Raw genomic sequence first — 23,881 nt, forward strand, 5'->3', positions numbered from 1 at the left:
TTATAATGAATTTTTTTGAACTCCTTAAAGTTACATTTAATAATCTTTATTCTCTAAGAAATGATAGAATGTACATAAGTTAGCGATAAAGGTTAAATACAATAAAATCTTAATATTATAAGGGTGTAATTAGGGTATAAGTTACTAAATCACGAAAAAATTAAGTTTATGGGGGAATGAATCATGAAGGTCAATGTGACTGAACTTTTAAAGAAGCGATTAAATAAATTTGATGATAATTTTAAACACTATGGAGACGATATGGCTTATCTTACATTAACAAGCCGTAATGACAGCACTTTGAAGGATTTGCTAGGCGTTCAGCTATTAAGAAATTCTGATAAAGAAACTGTAGCTAGAGAAATTGCACGATTGGACTTAGCTATTTTAGACAACAATGTGCTGACGGATATTATCAAATTAAAATCAGTGTATATCCAAGACTTTGAGCAGAATCCTACTGTGGAAGAATCAAACGCAATTAAAGCGATTAAACGTGATATCGAGGATAACTTAAATAAAATAGTGAATCCACCGAAATCATGGACTTATACAGTATCAGAAAGCGCGAAGTTGCACTTTGCGGCGATCTACGTGGATGTACAAGCGAAAAAGAAATTCGAGTTGCCAGCAACGAAAACTGAATTCCTTAAATCACATCCTGAATTAAAAGAGGGAGATTTAGTATACAAAAGTATTTTCCGTCATCGTGAAGCACGCGATTACTCAATTGAAGAAATTATTGAACCTAGACTGCAAACTGCCGTCTTCAATCCTATACTAGAAGAACATTCTGATATCTATATTAAAAAAGGTGATATCGAAGAGTTATACAAAGGAAAATATGACAACTTCAAAGTCCAAGTTTATCTACAAACTTACGAAATCGGCCAAGGACCAGAACCTGAAGAAGTAGAAGTCGATGAAGAAGTTGTAGAAACAGTGGACGTTAAGCCAGAAGAAGTGGAAGCTTCAATTGAAGTAGATGAAATGATTAAAGACGCAAGAACAAATCAAGAAAACGCATCTAAGACTGATACTTCAAAAGATGACAACGAGAAAGATAAAGACTCTAAAAAAGACGATAAGAAAAAAGATAACAACAAATCAAAAAAAGACAAAAAGAAAAAATCCGAGAAAACGGAAAATAAAAAAGATAAAAAGAAAGACACATCTAAGAAAAAAGACAACAAGAAGAAAAATAAGAAAAAGAAATAATTTTTTTGGAATCCCCGTTAGAAACTTGCTCAAGTTTCTAACGGGGATTAATTTATATAAATTGCTATCTACTAAACCACGAAATATTGTTAATTAAAAAAGGTAGAATACTCAAATGGAAGTTCGGAGTATAAGCTGTCTACACTTTATTAAATTAATATATCTTTATAAAAAATTCTCAAAAAAGCCGATGTATGACATTAATTACAAAGAATGTAAGAGGAAGTGTAAAAAGAAAGGAGAAAATCAAATTAGCAGAAAGCCTTTTAAAATGATTCTTATATGTTGAAGTGTAAAATAATGTTGTATATACAAAAATAATTATTTTAAAAAGTATTGCCTTTACAGATGAATTTACATATAATTTAAGTTGATTTAACAAAACTTTACATAGAGCAATGGAAAACATTTGTATTTAGAAAACTTCTAATTCATATATTTAGAAGTGTTTTTTAATGGTTATTTTAGATTATAAAGTGAAAGTGTACGTTTTTCGTTTGTCTATTCAATTATAAAGGATTGTGGAAAATAAGATTTTTTTATTAATGAAATTGATTTTTTATAGTAAAGAAAAAGTTGATTTTTAAAGGAGAGATGATTAATGAAAGAAATTATGACTATTTTTGGGACTAGACCAGAAGCAATTAAAATGGCTCCCTTAGTGAAAGAACTTGAAAAAAGTAATTTTCTTAACCCTATAGTAGTTGTGACTGCACAACATAGAGAAATGTTAGATGGTGTACTGGAAACATTTAAAATCAAGCCTGATTTTGATTTAGATATAATGAAGAAAAATCAAACACTTTCAGAAATAACAGCAAATGTATTAGTGAAACTTGATGAAATAATTAAGATTAAAAAACCGGATATGATTTTAGTGCATGGTGACACTTCAACTACTTTTGCTGGAAGCTTAGTAGCTTTTTATAACCAAATTCCTATAGGACATGTAGAAGCTGGCTTGAGAACTTGGAATAAATATTCTCCATTTCCTGAAGAATTGAATAGACAAATGGTTAGTGTGATGTCAGATATTAATTTTGCGCCTACTAAAACAGCAGCTAATAATCTTTTAGAAGAAAACAAAAATGAAGATACTATTGCTATTACTGGCAATACTGCAATTGACGCTATGAAATATACAATAAAAAAAGATTATTCTTCTAATATTGTTGATAAACATAAAGATAAGCGCATATTATTATTGACCGCACATCGAAGAGAGAACCTTGGATCTTCAATGCATAATATATTTAAAGGGGTTAAAAGAATAGTTGAAGAATATGAAGATGTAGTAGTAGTTTACCCTATGCACAAGAACCCTAAAGTTAGAGAAATAGCAAAAAAATATTTGGCAAATCATGAGAGAATTGAGTTAATCGAACCTTTAGGAGTAACAGATTTTCATAACTTTGCTAATCAAGCGTATTTAATATTAACTGATTCAGGTGGTGTGCAAGAAGAAGCACCATCATTGGGAAAGCCGGTTTTAGTTTTAAGGGATACAACAGAAAGACCTGAAGGTGTCGAAGCGGGAACTTTAAAGGTAATTGGAACATCAACAGATTCTATTTATAATCACACAAAAAATTTGTTAGATGATACAGAACTTTATCAAAATATGAGTAAAGCCTCAAACCCCTATGGAGATGGCAATGCAGCAAAAAGAATTTGTGATAATATTGAGTATTATTTTGAAATAAGATCTGAAAAACCAAAGTCATTTCTTGATGGATTTTAGGAGGCTTAATATCGATGGAATTAAAGTTAGTTAATTATAATATTGGCTATATAGAGTCACAAACAAACCAACTAATTGTTTTTGGTTTTCATAATAGCAAAAAAAAATTGAAAGTTAACCAAGAAACTTTATTAAAAGATGAACGGATATTGTTTAAAGTTAATAGACCTGATGCTTTATTAGGAGTTGTAACCTTTAAAGAAAAAGAATATTTTATTCATGTGAAAAAAGGAAAATTAATTATAACTAGATATATAAATGGCGATACTAAAGGAAGCTTAATATTAAACTTCACTATTTTTGATGATAGATTTGAAATTGTTAAAACTAAGTACAGCTATAACCTTTTTGATAAATCGACATCTTCAAATTTTACATTGACTAGCGATATCTTTGAAGTTAGCCATAAAATAATTGCCAAAAATCCTATAAGAAGGAAAAAAGAGAGCAATATCTATCTAAAAATTCGTTATGGTAGCTATTATAATTTCGTTGAATACAATGTAAAAAAGAAAAAGATAGTATTAAAAACTTTGAGTTTTTCAGTATTAGGAAATAGAAAATTAAAAGTTAGCTTTTCAACTGCGAATGAATTGGAAATTAATTTTAAAGGTAAAAAAGAAAATATAAAAATCAGCGACTTACTCAAGAAAAAACACATAAGACTAAATGATAAATTTAAAGAGGTATTAATCGAACCTGTCTATTTTAGAGTCGGAAAAAGATTATTTGTACTTATTAAAAATTCTGTTAACGGTAATTGCTATATTAAATTTAATACTAGAGTCAACTTAATGTTGAAATATTCGGAATATGATATAAAAAGTAAAAAAGGCTACTTTTATATTGATGGTAAAATAGAATTTAAAGAGAATCCTCATTTCGATTCATTAATGACTAATAAAGGGAAAATTTTAAGCAAGTTAATATGGAAAAACTCTACTAATTTTACAGCTAAAATTAAAAAAAGCGATATTTATAACTTGCCTAATATTCATACGTCGTTGTTGTTCTGTAAAAGCAACGAGCCTATATTACCAATGAAAAGATATAATAAAGATAGAATTCCACCGAAAAAAGTTGTACACACTACTACAATTTATAAAGATAAGGTACTAATTGCTCGTTTGAATTTAGCAAATAATATTTCTATTTCAATTGTTCCTAAGTTACCTGTCTATAATACCTTTAACCAGATGAAAATAGAGATAGCTTACTTCATTTCAAAAAGAATGAAAAATATGTTTGGCAAGAAGATCAATCTATATTTTGAAAAAGAGGCTTCAAGAGTCGGTGAATCAGGAAGTTATGTTTTTGAAAAAGTAATGCAGAAAAAAGAGGAGAAAAGTTCAAATTATTATATTCTAGACAGAAAAAGTAAAGGCTATCAAAACATGAAAAGAAAATGGGGAAACAATTTGGTGAAAAGATTTAGTTTTAAACATTATTTACTCATATTTCTTTCTACAAGTTTTATTTCAAGTGAATTAAGTAGTCATGTAATATCAGGACGAATATACTCAGATAAACTTAACAAAAAAATTAAGAGTACTCCGCTATATTTCTTGCAACACGGGATTATGTTTGCTAAACCAGTAGATAATCCAATGGCAGCTGGATTTCATAAGAAGAATATGCTCAATAACGTAGTCAAAAACGTAATAAGTTCTGATTTAGAAGCAAGAGAATTTTATAAAATGGGCTATGATGAAAATGATTTAATGAAAACCGGTTTACCTAAGTTTGACGGAGCTCAATTAAATGATGACGCAAATAAAATAACTTTCATGCCTACTTGGCGATATTGGGAAGAAGCAGAAATTGTTAATGGTAATATACAAAACACAACATATTATGATAGTTTCATTAAATTAATAAAAGCATTTGAAAAAGCTGACTTGTTAAACAACTTACAGATAACTGCACATAATAAATTTACAGAATTTATTTCAGAAAGTTTGCCTCAGTATAAATCATTGATTTGTGAAGATCCTACTGAAGCGCTAAAAAATTCGAAGATTTTTATTACAGATTATTCTTCAATTATTTATGATGCTATATATAGAGGTACTTATCCAATTTTTTATTGGAAAGATAAAGATTATTTAATAAAAAATTATCAAGCTATTCCTCCTGTGAACGAATTAAATGCTCCTGGTGAAATTGCGTATTCAGAGGATGAATTGATAGATTTAGTAATTGCAGCAATAAAAAATAATTATAAGATTGAAGAGAAAAATTTAAAAAAATATAGAAATATTAATGAGTTTTATGATAATAACAATTCAGAGCGTGTTATTTCTATACTTAAAAAAGAAAATGTTTTGTAGGAGGTGGATTTTTTGTTAAAGGGCTTACTTGTGAATAACAATTCAAAAAATTTAACAATTATATTTCAGAGTGCAGGTAGAATCTCAAAAGATTTGTTTGAAAGAATTTTAAACGGATCTGCAAGTTATGAAGAAGTAAAATCAGCACATGAGAAATATACTTGGTTTAAATTTTCTAACTATAAATATTCTGATTATTATTTTGTCGAAGATTATTTTTCACAGAGCTATGGATGGTATATGTTTGACGGCGGGAAAAGTATTATCAATGAATTTAACGAAGAATTATCTCGGTTTATAAAAGATAGAGGATATAAAAATGTTACGACATATGGAAGTAGCAAAGGTGGCACAGCAGCTTTGCTTTATGGGCTGATTAACCCAAACATCAATAACGTGTTTTCTTTAGTTCCACAAGTTTATACTATTAAATATATTAACTTAAAGCTATCAAAATATAAAAGGTTATTTTTTCCGAAGGATAATCCTGAAAACGAGGAATACTTTGATAAAATTTTCTTTAATGAGGAAATATATTCTGATAAAGTAATATCGGACACAAATATATACATTTATACAGGTATAAATGATGAACAGTTTGAGGATTTGTTACCTTTGCATCAATTACTAGATAAAAAAGTTTGCAATAACAATATTATTATTAATAGTAGTATGAAAGGACATAATAATATTGTTATGGATAACGTTCCATTTATTAATTCGGCTCTTAAGATTATTACTTTAAATCAAGTAATGAAGGGGCCGAGACTAAAAAGAGTAAATTCTAATGTCTTGTTATTAAAAGATAAATAATAAATTAATTCCGCTTTATGAATTGAATACAAAAGTTATTATTAATCTATTCTTTAGGACAAGGATTTATACTTATATAAGAGATTTAATGTTTATTTCCGTAACGTTATCATCATTTGTTACTCATCCTATTGTTTATATTTTAATTTCTGTTATTTTCACAATAGGATTTTGTATAGGACTAGCCATCGTACTTTCATTTATTCCTTACGTAAGATTTATCGTCTGCAGGAATATACTTTATCCGATGGTATTGAATAATTATAGCTTGAAACAAGAAGTTAAAGAGGGCTCTAACTAAACTAACAATATTATTTAAAGCCATGAAACTGTATTATTAGTTTCATGGCTTGTTTTATTTAGATCTATGATAAATCGGCTTGGTGAGTGGATAACTTGTTCAAAATTTTTAGTGCAGTTATGATTAACTGTGGTAGGAGAGTAAATCCATAAAAAACTGCAATTGGAATAGATGTCTCTAATATAAAACAAGAGGTTAAGCAAGATGAACTTGTTTAACCTCTAAAATTTGAGTTGCTTTTCCTTTTTGACTGTGAATCTAATTTTTCGTTAGCACTTGTATATAGTACGACCATACGTTTAGAGTATATAGAATTTACTTGAACAATGTTTTTATCACAGTTTCTGACGCATCTCCGTTGCGTCCGTATTGGCAAAATTCATCATAAAATTTTTGGTATTTGTCTTTATATCTAGAATTTATTGAATTGAGATTTTGCAATTCATCAATTAATGTATCAGTGTTTCTGATTACTGGTCCAGGTACTATTTTTTCATAATCTAGATAAGTGCCTCTTTCGCTATATAAATATTTTTCAAGATCATAAGCATAAAATAGCATTGGACGTTTCAAATAGGCATAGTCAAACATTACAGAGCTATAATCGGTGATTAATACATCACTTATAGCGTACAATTCTTCTATGCTTGGATAATTAGAAACGTTGATAGCGAAAGGATAATACTGACGAATATCCATATTATTACTTACCATATAATGAGCTCTTACGAGTAATATGAAATCGTTGCCCAGTTTCTTCTGCATATTTTCGATATCCAATTTGATATCGGAAGATTTTCCTTCTCTCCAAGTTGGTGCATAAAGTATTATTTGTTTAGTTGATGGTATATTTAAAGATTTTTTGATCGACTCTGTATTCTTGAGAGCATCAAAAATCATATCATTTCTTGGGAAACCAGAGGTGATAGATTTAACATTGGTATTAAACGCGCTTCTAGCCTTGCTGGTCATATAATCTGACGGTACAGAAACATAGTCCCAATTATTGATTTTCTTTTGAAATTCATCTATTTTATTTTGTCGCGTTTCAAATTTAAATTCAGGTGTGTCAAATCCCATAGTCTTCATAAATGTACCGTGGAAAGTTTGTACTTCTTTTTGTCCCCGTCTTTTTTTATAATCTACAGGCATATTTGTATTTTGAATAAAATATTTGGCTGTAGCTAAATGGAACCAGTATTTTAAAGAATACTTTTTAACAACTTGTCCATTGCCATTAATTGGAAGATTAACATCGTTCATTATCCATATATTTTTATATTTAGAATTTTGTTTTTCTAAAGTTTCATAAACAGCTTTTGGACTGCAAGAATATTGATCTCCCCAATAAGAATAATAAATAACTTTTTTCTTGTTTTTAGGCAAAAGACGGAAAAGGGGATAAAGATATTTATAGTTTCTTTTTCTTTTCTGTCTAGTATTATCCGCTTTATCCCATATTTGTTTCTTATATAAATAGATTAAGTTTCCGTTTTTTGAACTAAAGTCATACTTTCTATTTTTATAAGTAAAGGAAAATGGGAATTTCACTTCACGATTTGCATTTAATAATAACGATGAAGGCAGTAATTTGTTGTTTAAATAATAATCTACAGAAAATACAAATTCTCCATAAGTAACAAAATAGTTGATATTATCAGTTTCTAAAGGTATTGCGACTTGGCAAGTATTTTTATCGATTATGTCAGCTGGGAATTTCTTCACTACTTTACCATTAGTTGATTTTAAGGAAAGAAATACTTTGCTGAGTGAAACATCTAAGTTATAAGGACTTTCAAATCGAATTAATAAATCTTTATTGTTCTTTCTCATCTCTATAACATTAGAGTGTCTTCCTTTTCTATTTAAAGTAAAAGAATGATTATTATACACTCTTATTACATATTCGTGAGTTTCATCTTGTTTTATCTGTGAAGAATAAAAAGGAATTTTACTGAATTTAAAGTTTCGTGTTATTACACCATTATTACTTACTTCTAATTCAAATAATCTATGAATAGCTTCAAAACCATTTAAGTTAAATACTATTTCGTCCCCGTGTACTTCTCCAATAATAGGTTTTTCACGGAAATTTTTTAATTTAAATTGTGAATCGGGATCTATATGTGCTGCTTTGATAATTAAATTATTATCTTGAATGACTAATTTATCGAAGACATTAGTAATGTTTTCTTTTGATATATATAATTCCCAACTGAATGTGTAGTCTAGTTTATAGCTCCATTTTTCAGTTTTTTTGTTAATTGTTGTTGCTTTGTCATTGGCTCCTGGTTCACTTAATACCTTTTCGTTATACAAATCACCATCTTGATATATTAAATTGATTTTATTTAAAGAAGAATGATTTGTGGTTGGTATAATTTCTGTAGGTATTTTGATTTCATATAATCTTTCATCTTTTTTTCTTATTTGAATTTCCGTGTTTTCTTTATCATTATAAATAAAGGCTGAAAGACATTTTTCATCAATAGTATCTAGAAGTGGAGAAGTAATTTTTACATTAATAGAAATACTATTATCTTTAAATGTTGCTTTCTTCACTTTAGTTTTTAAAATATCGCTATGGTTGAAAGTGATCTTTTTTAAATAATAATTTTTTAAATGCTTGTCTGAAGGTTTTGAGTGCTTGCCTAATTGCATTGTTTTCACTTTATCAACACTATAGTTTAAAACTGTCTTATAATCCTTTTTTTGTATGGCATAGTAAATTGCTTGCTTGCGGTAATCACAGTTTTGAATGTATTTTTTATCCAGCTTAGTAAGCGCGTTTCTCGTAATTTTAATAAATTTTTTTGTATATGCTTTGTTGGTTTCTGTATATTCAGGAAAGAACAGAGGTAAATCAAAAACTATTACTTTCTTTTCAAATTCAGCACATAATTTTTTAGAAGCATGCTCTTTAAGAAATGATAAAGTATCCAAGCATGTATTTACCCGATCTTTATAGCCTTGTATATTAAATCTATCTTGAGAAATTGAAACACTCTCGCCAGTTCTGATTCTCCAGACATAAGTCACTGTTGGAATGATATTGATTTTTTTAGCTAAGCTGAAAGATTTCATTGTAAAATAGATGTCTTCATAAACGATATTTTCTGGGAACACGATTTGATTTTCTTTTAAGAAAGAAGATTGATATATTTTGTTAGTACTAGTGCTATCATAAACTAATGAAGGTGTTTCAAAAAAGTTAGTATTTATTTTCTCCGTAAAATCTACTTTTTTATGTAACCCTGAACGGCTATATTTGTTATTTTCAAATCTTTCTACAGGGCCTGTTACTATCTCCGCTTCATTAATAAAGGCAGATTCTAATAATGAACTATACGCATTTTTAGGAACAAAGTCATCGCTGTCTAAAAATGCAATATATTTTCCTTGTGCTAATTCAATCCCTTTATTACGAGTCGCACCTAAGCCGCTATTTTCAAAATGGTAAGCTTTAATGTTAGAGTACATTTCGCTAAAGTGATCGATAATTTTACCAGAGCCGTCTTGAGACCCGTCATTAATTAAAATGATTTCATATAGGTTATCATCTAGATTTTGTTCTAATAAGGATTCTATACAGTCGTGTAGATATCCTTGGACATTATAAACCGGTACAATAATGCTTAAAAGTTTTTCATACATAGTTAATTCATCCTTATTGAAGATTTATATTTTGTAGGTATTTCTATATTTATATTTAAAAAATGTGCTTTTCTTGTATTTAACAAAGGTGAATAGTGTATTTTAAATGATTTAGTCTAAGTTCTTGGTTAGTTGTAATAATCAATATATTTACACATAATCAATAATAATTAAACAAATAAACTACATTTTGTCAATGTAGTTTTCACTTTTAACTTCTTTAGATAAATTTTACACCTATTAGTTATAGATTATTATAAGTTGGGATATTGATTTTTATATTTAGCTTGTGCAAAGTTAAGTTGCATTTTTAATACATTTTACATATAATTAACATTGAATGAACAAATATAACACACTTCAAAATACTTCTAATTTACCGATTGAGGCGACATTAGGAGTGTTTTTATATGTTAGTATAACAATAATTCTAGGGAGTAGAGTATGGAAAAGAAAACTGAATTAACATATGCCAGAGCTATATTTTGTATTATTATAGTGCTTGTCCACGCGATGACCGGCTTTATTAATGATATTCACGTGGGAGCCGTTCAAAAGAGAATAGTTCAAATTATGCAAATTATGCTTTTGAGTGCTACACCGTGTTTTATCATGTTATCAGAAACTTTATTAGGGATGCGATATTCGAAGTATTTACCTAAAAACTTTTTGACAAAAAGAATCAAATTTATTTTGCTGCCTTACGCTGTATTTGCTTTATTTGTAATACTAGAAATTTATTTTGATCCTGCCAAGCATTTTACGCTTTGGTATCTTATTCTCAATATACTTATCGAAGGAAAATTCTTCGGTTGGTTTGTATTAGTCATCTTCCAATTCTTTATACTACATATGCTTTTCTATAAAGTATTAGATAAAATGAAACCTTTAATTCCTATTGTTGTTTCATTGGCTATTAGTTTTACTCATGCACTGTTAATGTATTATAGTACAACATATTTACATTGGTGGCATGAACACTATATTCTTTATAATCGCACAATCATATTGAACTGGTTATTTTACTTTGTGCTAGGTTTCTATATTGGAAAGTATTACGATGTTGTAGTGGAATTTGTACAACGAAAAATATATTGGATTCTATTGTTATTTATAGCAAGTGCTGGAGTTATTGCTATTGATTTCTTTAAGTTCGAAGTATACTTTAATGAATCTAATCGTTTTGATTTATTTGTTTTTTCAGCAGCATTTTTTGTGCTCATTATCAGTTTGTCTAAAATATTATGCCGCATACATTTAACCTTTATTTATATGATTAGTGAAATTTCATTTTTCATTTATTTATCGCATCAAATAATTGTAGAACACATTTCAAGAGGACTAGCATCGTTTGTCAGATATCCATTTATGTTTTTCACATTAACCACAATTTTCACGATAGGTTTTTGTATAGGACTTGGCATTGTACTTTCCTTTATTCCTTATGTGAGATTTATTGTCGGCAGGAACACACTCTATCCAATGGTGTTGAATAATTATAGTTTGAAACAAGAAGCCAAAGAGAACTGACTGAATAGCTTCATTACAAAAGCCATGAAACTGTATCATTAGTTTCATGGTTTTTTGTATTAGTGCAGTAAAGAATAGAGTTGTTCTAAAGCCTCGGCGTTATGCAGCTTTGCATCGAAGTGTTCGAAAGTAGGAGTAGTATGGTTTATAAATTTTCGTATATTTTCTTCAACAAGTTCAGGTGTGTTTTCAGTTAACATACCATAATCTCCGGATTTCAAGACATATCTATTAGCTGGGATATCAGAAGCAAGTGCATTGGTACCAACCGTCAATGCTTCTAACAATACCATCGATTGACCTTCATAGTGGGAAGTCAAAGCAAAGAGGTCACAGCGTTTCATTATATTGAATGGATTGCCTTTTTGACCTACTAAGAAGACATTATCTTCGAGTTTTAAACGTTTGATCATATCTTCTAAAGCTTTTCTTAACGGTCCGTCCCCTAAGATATATAATCTTGCAGTTGGATGGTCTTTTACAATACCTCTAAATCCATTGATTAAGATATCAAAGCCTTTTTCAGGAGAAAGTCTGCCCATCGCCATGACTTTATAATCATTTTCATTAAATGGAACACTGACAATTTCATTATCTTTTTGAATGGCAAGAACTTGTTGTCCTTTATGCATAAAGAAATCTGTATCTTCAGTGAGTAATTGTTGGATTTTAGGAAGATTAATCGTATTCATTGCTGATACAAATTTCTCTTTGGTATTTGGCTTAGTCAGTTCTTTAATATTAATCTTACATGTTTCTTCGGAAACGCTTACCAGATAATCAAATTTATAATACAAGCTGATAATACCTTTTAAGTTAACATAGTGCGGACGGTTGCCATTAACTGTGCGGTTCATGTCGCTTTTAATATCACTATGAAGATATATTAATTTTTGTTTAGACTGAGTTCCAAGTAAAATTTTAGACCAAAACATTGAGTAGCCACTGAAATCAATAACGTAATCAAAGTCTGAACTGCCGAAGATTTTTCGGAATTCACGTTCATAAGCCTCAGTTGGATAAGCTAATTTTTCTAGTGGTGATTTGAGACCTCTATTTTTTACGAAAATATCTCTGTATTTCTCTGAGGTAGTAGCTAGAAGAGGACCCTTTCTTAAAATAATGCGTACGTTTTCATTGACTTGTGAAAGGTTTTTAAGGATTTCTGTGTTCTGGGTATTATTCAAGAATATCGTTACATCATATCTGTCATAATCAATATTTTCTAAGAGGTTAATTGCTGAAGTAGTGATGCCGTTATTTTTCATTCCGCCAGGATACATTAAAATCGTTTCTTTAGTCTTTAATGATGGTCCTTTTTCAGAAGAGAACATAGCGTTAGTTAATCTTTCAGTGACTTTGCCGTCTTCATAGGGAACATATAAGTCTTTAAATTCTTGATATTGTCTGGCGTATTTTGAAGTGTTTGCTTGTGCATGATTGACTGCTTCTATCAAATCATCCGTATTAAAGACAGATGGACCTGGTAAAGCATCCGGCTTAATATAGAAGCCTCTGTCGTTCTTATAATCTTCATAATCTGGAGAATAGAAAATCATTGGCTTGTCGGTAACAAGATAATCAAAGAAAATACTAGAATAATCGGTTACTAATAAATCGATGACACTAAGTAATTCATTGGTATCAAAGGAATCTGGCACCAAGTAAGGTTTAAGTTCTTTATATTTCAAAGCTGTTTTATAAACAAAGGGGTGAACTTTAACTAATACCTGATATTCAGTATTGTTCTTCAGTTCCATTACCATGCGATAGACATCTTTCAAACTATCTTCCGGTTTATTGACATCGCTGCCTCTCCAAGTTGGCGCAAATAGAATGATTTCTCTGTCAGACATATGCAGACCGGATTGTTTTAAATGCTTGAAGACCTTTTTCTTGTCTGCATTGAGCGTAAGATCGATTCTAGGATAGCCGATTTCTAATAATTCTCCACTGTATAAACCCTCTAAGCTGAAAGCTCTCTTGAAGATTTCAGAAGTGTGAGCATTTGGACTGACCAGAATATCAGAACTTAAGAAGTTTCTAATGATATTTTGAGAACCAAGTAAATTATCTTCAACATCTAATCCCATCGCTTTAATTGGGGTTCCATGCCAAGTATTGACATAAACTTGATTCTCTTTCTTGGTAAAATATGCTGGGAAAGTTGAGTTGTTTAAAATGTATTTTGCTGTTGTAAGCATTTGTAAACAATCATTACTTTCTTTTACTACAAATTCTACGTTTGAGTAGTGTTTGTACATTTTGGCAAATTCTTGTTTTTTCTTTTGCGTATCCACAACCCAAATATGTTTGAAATGTTTATACTCTTTATGAGAAAGCAGATATAAAAAAACGGCATAGGGACTGTCTGTCATGCTCTTGCCGTCACGTGATTGATATAGGACATAATTATCTTTGACTTTATTGTGTTTATAATACTTTGCGTATCTCGTAGTCTTAGCAACATAAGGACTTTTAAACATTGCTTTAATAGGTTGCGCAAAAAATTTATATTTTCTGCTTGCTTGGTTTAAGAACACCTTTCCTACTTTATTCATTTCAAAAACTCCTCTTATCTATTTTTCGGTTACTTTTCGAATGATTTATATATGGTTATAGGTGAGACTGCTTATTTTAGGTTAAAGATTAGTTAATAATATGTATACAATCTTTACACTAAACTATACTTTAGTATATCTTTTATGACTTATTTATACAATTAAAGACTTGAGTAGAATGTGGAGTCTGAATTTCTTGATAAGTAAAAAAGGCAAAAAAATCCACCGCCAAGCTCCAACTTGACGGTGGATTTCATTTTTCCCCAAAGTATTGAATTATGCTGGAATTTCTGCACGTTTGTCTGAGTGTTTACGAATGAATGCAGCTACGATAACTGAAATGATACCGAAGATCATAAAGCCGATAAACATCCAGATTGTAGTATTCATTTCAATATGTTGATTCATATAGATGAGATCTCTGAGAGTGTGTGCATAGTGATTAAATGGATTCCAAGTTACGATATATTTACGGTAGAAGCTTGGAAGCATTTGTTCTGGCAACATTAAGAGTTGCATACTGAAGAACAATAATAGGAAGAAGACCGGTACAATTTTCATGCCTGCCCATGTCATACAACCGAGTACTAATCCGATGAATCCTAAGAATGCAATCATGATATAAAGTGCAACACGATTTGGATGATCAAAGTGGAATCCGAGTACACCTTTCATGAAGTAGATATATCCGAAACTACCGATTAAGGCACTTACAATTGCCATACCAATTTGACTGAAAGCTGCAATCAAACGGTTTTTACGAGTAACTAAATTACTTGTACGGAATGCAAAGAATAAGATAACGGATGTCACTAATGAGCCCATCCAAACTGGCATAAACATTAAGAATGATGCATTACCATTTGCTTGGTGATCTTTGATTTTGTGCACTGTTATATTATCTACATTTACAGGTTGAGTTAAACTTTCAATATCTTTAGCTGGAATAGATACATTTTGTTTATTTAAAATATCTAAACTTTGTTTTGTGATTTGTGCATTTACTTTTTGTCCTAAACCGTCGAGTGCTTTAGTGGCGATCTGAGAACCTTGTAAATTTACCCCTTGGCTGATGATTGTTTTAAGTTGTGCTGATTCAGGTTTTACATCTTGTGAACCTGACTGTTTCATTTTCTCAGCCATTTGTTGTGCTGCTTCTGGAGGGATTTCTCCTGATTTTACTTTATCTTCCATTTCTTGTTTTTTAGCTTTCATAACAGAAACTTGTGTTTTGCTGAGTGCATGTTTTGAAAAATCTTTTTCTAATACGACAGTACCGAAGTATTTTTCCTCGTCCATACCTTTACGCGCTTTATGTTCACTAGATACTTCTTTCCATTCTATTGCTTCTGATTTATTTTTGAGTAAGTTGTCTGTTAAATTTTTACCGATATTCATATGTTTGCCTTGCATATCAGTACCTTTATCTAAATTCACAACTGCAATAGGTATATTTTTAGGTTTTGGATTATACGCTGGATAGAATGCAACTGCTAATATCATTAGAACTGCTAGTAATCCGATTGGCGCAATCCAAAGTAATTTATTTTTTAAAATGTTCATTTTTTCGACCCCCAATTAAAATTTATTAAACACTGTGTTGATTTATCATTACTTTGACTATTATAATAGGAATATCAATAGATGCAATGCTCAATTTAAAACGATATGTACATTTATAGACATATTTTAGTAAATTGTTCATTAACTTTGAAAGAAGGTTATTTTTATGGTAGTTGATAGACGTGTACGAAAAACGCAGGCCGCAATTAAAGAAGCGTTTATACATTTATTAGAGAAAAAAGACTTAGATCACATTACAATTAGTGATATTACAGAAGCGGCAGATATTAATAGAGGTACATTTTACCTGCATTACGAAGATAAATATATCTTATTGGAATCTATGGAAGACGAGTACGCGAAACAATTATACGATTTAACACGCTTCCGAATTATTATTAAAAATACAGATAGTCCTGAAGAATTCAATAAAGAATTTTCAGAGATTATTATGAAAAATGTCATCTCCCATATTGCGGATAATATAGATTTCTACCGTGTTATTCTGACTTTAGACCGACGTAGTAAATTAGAAGAAAAAATTAGAGATATTATTAAAGAAAATCTAATGGATCAAGCCGATGAAAATAATAATATTGCCGGCATACCAGTAGAATATTTTCATAGTTATGTTACAGGATCTATGATTTCAGTCATTAAGTACTGGGTGCAAGATGAAAATCGCATGGACGTTGATACATTGATTAAATACGTATCACGTATCGTCTTTAATGGACCTTTACGTTTTGTGGCAGGTTCACATAATGGAGAAGTGTGGGAATAACGTTTAGAATAATGATTGGTAAATGATAGTTTTAAATATTATTAAGGTGAAAAGAGGCTAATTATGAATCAACTTTACGCAATAGGCGAAGCTTTAATTGATTTTATACCAAGTGAACGCGATTCAAAATTAAAGGAAGTAACACAATTTCAGCCGCAAGTTGGAGGGGCGCCAACGAATGTAGCAAGTTGTGTAGCTAAACTCGGTGGAAAATCTTCTATTATTACACAAGTGGGCGAAGATGCATTCGGTGAAAAAATTGAAGATACTTTGATAAATATTGGCGTAGATACGCAACATTTGAAGAAAACTTCTGAAGCTACCACAGCGTTGGCCTTCGTAAGTTTAACTAAGGAAGGTGAACGTGACTTTGCCTTTTACAGAAAACCTTCAGCGGATATGTTGCTGCAAACAGAGCATTTAACAGGATTAGAGTTTGATTCAACCGATATTCTGCATTTTTGTTCAGTAGATTTAGTGGACTATCCTATTAAACAAACGCATATAGAATTAATAGATAAGATGCTACAAGCAGAGGGCACTGTCATATTTGATCCGAACTTACGATTTCCGTTGTGGGATTCTACGGAGGCTTTGAGAGAAACTGTTTTAGAATTTATTCCTAAAGCGCATATTTTAAAAATCTCTGATGAAGAATTAGAATTTATTTCTGGTATTAAGGATAAAGATGAGGCTGTCGCTTCATTATTTATTGGCAATGTGGAAAGTGTAATTTATACAGAAGGCAAAAGCGGGGCCTCTATTTATACTAAAGAAGGTTTAATCGCACATGAAATTGGATTTGATGTGACCGTCAAAGATACAACGGGTGCGGGTGATGCATTTATAGGTGCAGTCATCTATCAATTATTAAACCATGATCGAAAGCATTTAATAGAAGAAGGCAATCAATATTTGAGATTTGCGAATGCTGTAGGAGGCGTGACAACGACTGCGTATGGTGCAATTGAAAGTTTGCCGCATCTTAGCGATGTAGAAAAAATAATGAATACAAAAGAAGAATAAAAATTAATTTTAAGCTGTTAAACCTTATTACAACAAGGTTTAGCAGCTTTTTTGATTTATATCGAAAATTTTATAACGATATATCGTTGGCTAGTTTCGATATATCGCTTATACTTTCGATATATCGAAATAAAGAAAACGAAAGAAGGAATTTAATATGTTCAGACGTGGATTTGATCAATTTAGAAATATGAGAGATAGTGAAGGATTTGATTTTGGTAAAGGTTTCGGCGGATTTGAGAAAATGTTTGGCGGTCGTGGACCAGGACATGAACGTATGTTTAAAAAAGGTAACTTGCAGTTTATGATTTTACGTTCTTTACAAGAGGATCCTAAACACGGTTACCAAGTGATTAAAGATTTAGAAGAACAGTTTAAAGGATTTTACTCTCCAAGCCCAGGTTCGGTTTATCCGATTTTGCAAATGTTGGAAGATAGAGAGTTTGTGTCTGTCACTAAAGAAGGAAATAAAAAAATCTATACACTCACTGCTGAGGGCGAAGACTTTTTAAAAGAAAATGCCGATCAAAATGAATTTGCACAACGCATGAAACAATTCCAAAATGTTAATAGAGAAGATATGCAACGTCTAGGTTCAGATATTAAAGAAACAGTAAACGCAATACTAACAGCCAGCAAAGAAGCGATGACTGATGAAGAGAAACGTCAACAATTTGACCGCTTCCTCGCCCAAATTAAAGACCAAGCGCAAAACTTATATAAAGAAGATGATGAACATGACAAATAAAAGAATTGGAATTATCGGCGGTGGTCCAGGTGGCTTAATGTTAGGGCTACTCTTGCAAAATCAAGGTTTAGATGTCCAAATTTATGAAAAAGCAGATCGTAATGTCAATCGCTCACGTGGCGGTTCATTAGATATCCATCACGACACAGGACAATTACCTTTAGCAGAGGCAGGTTTACTCGACGAATTTAAATCGCTTGCCCGCTTCGAAGGTGAAGATACTAAAATTGTTGATAAATACGGAAAAGTATACTTTGAAGAGGATGCTGAAGGTGAAGGCGGACGTCCAGAAATCGACCGCGGAGAATTATGTGATTTAATTCAAAATAAAATCGATGCAAAGCGTATCCATTATGGTTATGAATTTAACTATATGAAAACTTTAGACGATGGGCGTGTTGAAGTTAGTTTTACTAATAACGAGACAGAAACTTTTGACTTAGTCGTAGGTTCAGATGGTGCCTTTTCAAAAGTAAGACCGTTCCTTGCAGATACTGATTTAATTTACACAGGCGTTTCATTTATCGAACTCAGCGTACCTGATGTGCAAACAAAATATCCTGACCTGGCTGAATATAATAAGAATGGTAAATTGATGGGGTTAGGCGGCAACCAATTGATTTTAGGTCAATTGAACGGCGATGGACGTATTGTTGTGTATGTTGCATATCAATTAGACCGTAATCAATTAGATGAATACAAAGCGTTGGATAATGAAGCCTTGAAAGCACGTATCTTAGAAGAGTATCAAGATTGGGACGAAGATTTGCTTAAATATATTCGCTACTCTGATGAAAATATCATGTTTCGTCGCATTTATCGTTTGCCAATCGGATTCCAATGGCAACATCAGCCGAATGTTACTTTAATAGGAGACGCAGCACACCTCATGAGTCCTTTTGCCGGAGAAGGTGTGAACATGGCTATGTATGACGCGTATATGTTAGCGCACGCAATAGCTGAGACAGACGATAACTTGGATGAAGCTTTAAATGATTATGAGCAGAAAATGTATGCAAGTTCTAAAGAGCGTGCTCAAGAGTCACAAGATAATTTAGAATTGTTCTTTAGAGAAGATGGCGCTGAAGTGATGGCGAACTTCTTTATAGAGGGGCAAGAAATGTTGGAAGAAGCGGACAACCAAGAGTCCAATCAATAGAACGCAATTAAATTTCAATCACATCTCGCTTTGATTGAAAGCACTTGTTAATTTTGATAAGATTTAATTGTAGATAAAGTAGGAGCTGAGACATTATTTTGTCCCAGCTCCAGAGCACAGACCTCGCAATCTGAAATTGTGAATACCTCAATATGAGTGTACAAAGACTAGTTATGTGGCAGCATAGCTAGTCTTTTTTATTGCTGTCCTTGCTGATTAAAAACTTAATCGCTGTTGCGAGTAATGTCACTTGAACAATCGAAGAAAAATTAATCGTGAGTTCATGGATAATAATGTCCATCCATATCACCTCACTTTCTTGCCGAATGAAGGAATGTGAGGTACTCACTTGCAATATACAGCCTGTTGGCTCATGAATTAAGTTTAGCATTTTGGTTCTCAATTTTCAAAGGAAAACACGAACAAATGTTCTATTTTTATTTTTACACCCTTTCCTCAGAAAAAAATGATACTCTGTAATTAAGTTGAAACGCAATATAAAAAATTAAATGCGTATGATTGAGGAGGTACTTTTTTTGGCGAAAAGAGAAAAAAATGCCGTTATAGCTGCAATTATTTATATAGGTATTATGGCTATCGGAATGATAACACAACACTTTATCTTCCATTATTCATACACTGATCCCAACATGGCTAAGGCATTAATTTATTTTGAAATTATTATGGCGATATTTACCTTTATAGTTTATAAAAGAATGAAATTGACTATTTTATCGCAAAAAGTGCGGTTTACGAAATGGCTGATTCCGTTCATTATTATCATTCTTACTACTGTTGTTATGTTAGTGACAACGGGTGACTTTAGTAATCGTACTTCTCTTATTCTCACAATCTTTATCATGACCATTTTTGTAGGGTTTTCAGAAGAGTTGATGTTTAGAGGGATTTTACTCAATGTATTATTAGAACATAGAACAGTTAAATTCGCTATTTTATTCAGTAGTGCTTTATTTGCATTGTTGCACTCAGTGAATGTACTAGGCGGAGCTTCTTTAATTGCAACGATAATCCAGCTCTTTGCGACATTCTTGTTCGGTCTGGTCTTCAGTTGCTTAGCAGTATTAATGAAAAATATTATTCCTTTGATGATATATCATTGTCTATGGGATTTCTCATTGCTGCCACAAAGCATTACAGGTGCGAATATCGGCTGGATTTCTTCAATCGCTATTCTTGTGGAATTAATTGTAGTTATTCCGCTCTTTATCTATACGGTTAAAAAATTTAAACGCGCGAAATAAGCGGGGAATGGAAAGTGAGGCATGATGAATGTCTCACTTTTTTAAGTTTTTAAATAAAAAGTGTGTGGTTGTTGGGTGGAGCGAAGTTGGATATGGCTAATAAAATGGATATATTGGCCAAGAATGAGTCGAACGTGTCCAATAAACGGATATATTGGCCAAGATGGCGGGCAACATGGCCAATATATTTACCGCACTTTATAAACCGAGCTCAATCTCATGAATCTCTAATTCTCTCTTCATTATTTGGATGTATCTACCATTTGCAATAACTGGGCAACTTGATTTTCAATGGCTGCTTTATTTGAATCTTCATCTTGAATATATATCATTACCATTTGTACAATGCCTGCAGCAAAAAATTCTGGAAAAAGCTGTTCGCTTAAATAGTGTGCTTTCATAAAGGTTGTGCTTAATTTGCCGTCTAATTGACGGATGATAAATTTTTGCAATTTCTGTTTGTATTCATCAGCATTTTTGATGTTGAAAAGACGTTTGAAAAATATTTGATGGTCTTCGAAAAAATTAAACCAGATTATCGTGCCTTCTTCTAAACCTAAATCTTTCTTCGCTTCACATATTTCATCTAAGTGCTCAAAGTGTGTTTGAACAATTGCATCAAGCAGGTCGTATTTATCTAGATAATGAAGATAAAAAGTTTTACGTTCTATTTCAGCAGCCTCAGCTATTTTTTTAACAGTAATTTTCTCAAAATCATTTTTGTAAAATAAATCTAAAAAAGTTTCAGTGATATTACGTTGTGTTTTGATAACACGCTTATCCATATGGAGACATCTCCTCATTTAAAACCCGATATTCTGAATCTGTGTATTAATACACGAGCGTTCGAGGGTATAAATTGTATAAATGAAATTTCTTGATATATTTAAATTATACACACATGAGTTATAAAACACTAGAGTGAATTAAAAAATACGGAAGGGTGATTATTTTTGAAAGAACAACATGTCACTTTTAAAACAAGAGATGTTAAAACTGCAGGGATTTTAAGAACACCAGATAATGCGAAAGATAACGCGTTACCAACTATTGTGGTCATGCACCCTATAAGCAGTGTGAAAGAACAAACTGCAAGCATTTATGCGAAACGATTAACTGAAGAAGGTTTCGCAACTTTAGCATTTGATGCATCACATCAAGGTGAAATTGCTGCAGAACCTAAAAATATTGAAGTACCTTATTATCGGGTAGATGATGCCAAAGCAGCTATCGACTATTTAAATACACTTGATATCGTAGATGATAAACGAATTGGTATTTTAGGTATTTGCGGAGGCGGCGGTTATGCAGTTAACGCCAGCTTAACTGACAAACGTATTAAAGCAGTTGGTTCTGTTGCAGGCGTCAATTTCGGAATGTTAGCACGAGAAGGAGATTTCACGCCAGATGCTGCATTGAAAACCTTGTATCAAGTTGCAGATCAACGCGAAGCAGAGGCTAAGGGTGCAGAACAAGCACTAATGCCGTATGCGCCCGACAGTGAAGAGCAACGTAAAGAGCAAGGCCTTGATGATATTGATATCAAAGAAGCGGTAGATTACTATAGAACAGACCGCGGTTATCATGAAAATGTAACAAATCGATATCGTGTTATCAATCAAGCTGACATCATTGGTTTTGATGCTTATCATTTAGCTGATAAATTGTTAGATCAACCGTTATATATCGTAGCAGGTGATATACCGGGCGCCTTTGGTTCTTATCGTTGTGCTTATAATTTATTCGATCAAGCATTAAGTAATAAAAAAACATTGAACATTGTTAAAGGTGTTTCTCACTATGACTTATATGATCAACCTAAAGCAGTAGACGAAGCTTTGAAAGGATTAGTTCCTTTCTATAAAAAATATTTATAAATAATGTATCACTATTAAATCGATAGTTTCATAATAATTAAAGAGCCCCTTATTGCGTTTGTGAATGCAATAAGGGGTTCGTCTTATCTTATCAGATAAATAAATTATGGTTTGCATGTTCAGTGTCTCCGATATAAGTGCCGACACCTGCAAATTCAACTTCTGGACGCAGTTCTTCTTTTTTAATACCCATAACGTCCATGCTCATGGTGCAGGCAATCAGTTTAATATCATTGGTAATTGCTTTATCAATGAGTGTTGGAAGTGAATCGACGTTCTTTTGTTTCATAATCATTTTCATCATTAATCGGCCTAAACCGAACATATTCATTTTAGAAAGCGGCATGTTTTCCGGACCATTTGGCAACATCATACCGAATAAACGCTCAATGCCTGTCTTTTTCACTTTACCTGAGTGAGGGCGTTTTAAGGCGTTTAAGCCCCAGAACGTACAGAATATTGAAACCTCTCGCCCTGCAGCACGCGCACCGTTCGCAATAATAAAGGCGGCTAAGGCTTTGTCTAATTCACCGCTGAATAACACGATAGTAGTGCCCTTTTCAGTATGCTGTACTGTTAAATCTTGAGGTTGCTGTGCGGCTTTTTCAATAACTGCAGTGACTTCATTATTATTTTGTTTCAAGTCTACTAAGGTATTACCGGTTTGTGCTGCCCAACTTTTAATATCACTTGCAAAGCCTGGATCCGTAACCAGTACTTCAAGCTGTTCGGCTGGTTGTAGTTGTTTGAGTTCTTGATTGACATTCATTAATGGACCAGGGCATTGCATACCGCTGTAATTGACTTTCTTGCGACCTGGTTTCAGTTCAGAAACAGAAGTATTTTCAGTGCTCGGCTGTTCTTCAAAGTTTTCCTTTTCCGCAGGGGCAGTTTGAGCTTGTTCTGCTTCTGCTCTGTCTTGAATGGCTTGGTAACCGCCGTTTAAATTTACTACAGTAAAGCCGCTGTCGCTCAGCATCTGGCTGGCTTGTTGGCTGCGTTTGCCGGCTTGGCAATAAATGTAGTAGGTCTTGCTTTGGTCGAGCGGGAATTTGGTGTTGAGTGATGAGAGCGGATAAGATTGTGCGCCGTCGATATGGCCCGCTTCGTATTCATCGGTTTCTCTCACATCTATCAGTTGGCCTTGGTGGGCCATTGCTTCTAAATCTTCATCGGTTAAATCTGTTATTTGCACGGTCTTGAATTGAACCATGTGCCCATCTCCTTTGTGGATTGTTAATGTGATTGTACAAGGATTGGTGCGATAAATAAAATGAACTGCATATGTTAGGCTAGGGATGAGGTGAGATATGT

At 32.0% G+C, this 23,881-nt stretch carries 16 protein-coding genes; 11 read left to right on the forward strand and 5 right to left on the reverse strand.

Annotated elements, in window-relative coordinates; all coding sequences use genetic code 11:
- Nucleotides 1–183 precede the first annotated feature (183 nt).
- From CNQ82_RS02580 to CNQ82_RS02595, 4 genes are all read left to right on the forward strand, one after another.
- Nucleotides 184–1,218 (forward strand): hypothetical protein, encoded by a 1,035-nt coding sequence (locus CNQ82_RS02580; RefSeq protein WP_123143953.1) that lies wholly within the window; start codon nucleotides 184–186, stop codon nucleotides 1,216–1,218.
- 601 nt (nucleotides 1,219–1,819) lie between these two features.
- On the forward strand, nucleotides 1,820–2,959 hold the full coding sequence (gene wecB / locus CNQ82_RS02585; protein ID WP_123143954.1) for a non-hydrolyzing UDP-N-acetylglucosamine 2-epimerase: 1,140 nt from the start codon (nucleotides 1,820–1,822) through the stop codon (nucleotides 2,957–2,959).
- Nucleotides 2,960–2,973: 14 nt separating this feature from the next.
- Nucleotides 2,974–5,289 (forward strand): CDP-glycerol glycerophosphotransferase family protein, encoded by a 2,316-nt coding sequence (locus tag CNQ82_RS02590; protein WP_123143955.1) that lies wholly within the window; start codon nucleotides 2,974–2,976, stop codon nucleotides 5,287–5,289.
- Between the two features lie 12 nt (nucleotides 5,290–5,301).
- Nucleotides 5,302–6,102 (forward strand): hypothetical protein, encoded by an 801-nt coding sequence (locus CNQ82_RS02595; RefSeq protein WP_123143956.1) that lies wholly within the window; start codon nucleotides 5,302–5,304, stop codon nucleotides 6,100–6,102.
- A 616-nt stretch (nucleotides 6,103–6,718) separates the two neighbouring features.
- Here CNQ82_RS02595 and CNQ82_RS02605 read toward each other — a convergent pair.
- Nucleotides 6,719–10,057 carry a bifunctional glycosyltransferase/CDP-glycerol:glycerophosphate glycerophosphotransferase gene (locus tag CNQ82_RS02605; protein ID WP_123143957.1) on the reverse strand — a complete coding sequence of 1,113 codons (3,339 nt, stop codon included), beginning with the start codon at nucleotides 10,055–10,057 and terminating at the stop codon, nucleotides 6,719–6,721.
- Between the two features lie 444 nt (nucleotides 10,058–10,501).
- On the opposite strand from CNQ82_RS02605, the gene CNQ82_RS02610 reads away from it, so the two are divergent.
- Nucleotides 10,502–11,587, forward strand: coding sequence for an acyltransferase family protein (locus CNQ82_RS02610; RefSeq protein ID WP_123143958.1), 1,086 nt, complete (start codon nucleotides 10,502–10,504; stop codon nucleotides 11,585–11,587).
- A gap of 59 nt (nucleotides 11,588–11,646) precedes the next feature.
- Here CNQ82_RS02610 and CNQ82_RS02615 read toward each other — a convergent pair whose 3' ends face one another.
- Both CNQ82_RS02615 and CNQ82_RS02620 read right to left on the reverse strand, forming a co-directional pair.
- Entirely contained in the window at nucleotides 11,647–14,148 is a 2,502-nt protein-coding gene (locus tag CNQ82_RS02615; protein WP_123143959.1) for a glycosyltransferase, read from the reverse strand.
- A 276-nt stretch (nucleotides 14,149–14,424) separates the two neighbouring features.
- Complete coding sequence (locus tag CNQ82_RS02620) at nucleotides 14,425–15,711, reverse strand: YhgE/Pip domain-containing protein (protein ID WP_123143960.1); 1,287 nt, start codon at nucleotides 15,709–15,711, stop codon at nucleotides 14,425–14,427.
- A 166-nt stretch (nucleotides 15,712–15,877) separates the two neighbouring features.
- Between CNQ82_RS02620 and CNQ82_RS02625 the strand changes: the two genes are divergently transcribed.
- The 5 genes from CNQ82_RS02625 (at nucleotide 15,878) to CNQ82_RS02645 (ending at nucleotide 20,690) form a co-directional block, all read left to right on the forward strand.
- Nucleotides 15,878–16,495 (forward strand): TetR/AcrR family transcriptional regulator, encoded by a 618-nt coding sequence (locus CNQ82_RS02625; protein WP_123143961.1) that lies wholly within the window; start codon nucleotides 15,878–15,880, stop codon nucleotides 16,493–16,495.
- Between the two features lie 63 nt (nucleotides 16,496–16,558).
- Nucleotides 16,559–17,521, forward strand: a complete 963-nt coding sequence (locus CNQ82_RS02630) for a carbohydrate kinase family protein (protein ID WP_123143962.1) — start codon at nucleotides 16,559–16,561, stop codon at nucleotides 17,519–17,521.
- A 157-nt stretch (nucleotides 17,522–17,678) separates the two neighbouring features.
- Nucleotides 17,679–18,269 carry a helix-turn-helix transcriptional regulator gene (locus CNQ82_RS02635; RefSeq protein WP_123143963.1) on the forward strand — a complete coding sequence of 197 codons (591 nt, stop codon included), beginning with the start codon at nucleotides 17,679–17,681 and terminating at the stop codon, nucleotides 18,267–18,269.
- Nucleotides 18,259–19,428, forward strand: coding sequence for an FAD-dependent oxidoreductase (locus CNQ82_RS02640; RefSeq protein ID WP_420876459.1), 1,170 nt, complete (start codon nucleotides 18,259–18,261; stop codon nucleotides 19,426–19,428). Before CNQ82_RS02635 ends, CNQ82_RS02640 begins: the two co-directional genes overlap by 11 nt.
- Nucleotides 19,429–19,964: 536 nt before the next feature.
- Nucleotides 19,965–20,690, forward strand: coding sequence for a CPBP family intramembrane glutamic endopeptidase (locus tag CNQ82_RS02645; protein ID WP_123143965.1), 726 nt, complete (start codon nucleotides 19,965–19,967; stop codon nucleotides 20,688–20,690).
- Between the two features lie 242 nt (nucleotides 20,691–20,932).
- Here CNQ82_RS02645 and CNQ82_RS02650 read toward each other — a convergent pair whose 3' ends face one another.
- Nucleotides 20,933–21,475 (reverse strand): TetR/AcrR family transcriptional regulator, encoded by a 543-nt coding sequence (locus tag CNQ82_RS02650; RefSeq protein WP_240624913.1) that lies wholly within the window; start codon nucleotides 21,473–21,475, stop codon nucleotides 20,933–20,935.
- A gap of 168 nt (nucleotides 21,476–21,643) precedes the next feature.
- On the opposite strand from CNQ82_RS02650, the gene CNQ82_RS02655 reads away from it, so the two are divergent.
- Nucleotides 21,644–22,567 (forward strand): alpha/beta hydrolase, encoded by a 924-nt coding sequence (locus tag CNQ82_RS02655; protein WP_123143967.1) that lies wholly within the window; start codon nucleotides 21,644–21,646, stop codon nucleotides 22,565–22,567.
- A gap of 91 nt (nucleotides 22,568–22,658) precedes the next feature.
- Here the strand turns inward: CNQ82_RS02655 and CNQ82_RS02660 are convergent, their stop codons facing one another.
- Nucleotides 22,659–23,780 carry a DsrE/DsrF/DrsH-like family protein gene (locus CNQ82_RS02660; protein ID WP_123143968.1) on the reverse strand — a complete coding sequence of 374 codons (1,122 nt, stop codon included), beginning with the start codon at nucleotides 23,778–23,780 and terminating at the stop codon, nucleotides 22,659–22,661.
- Nucleotides 23,781–23,881: the final 101 nt, after the last annotated feature.

The organism is Staphylococcus debuckii (assembly GCF_003718735.1).
GTDB lineage: Bacteria > Bacillota > Bacilli > Staphylococcales > Staphylococcaceae > Staphylococcus > Staphylococcus debuckii.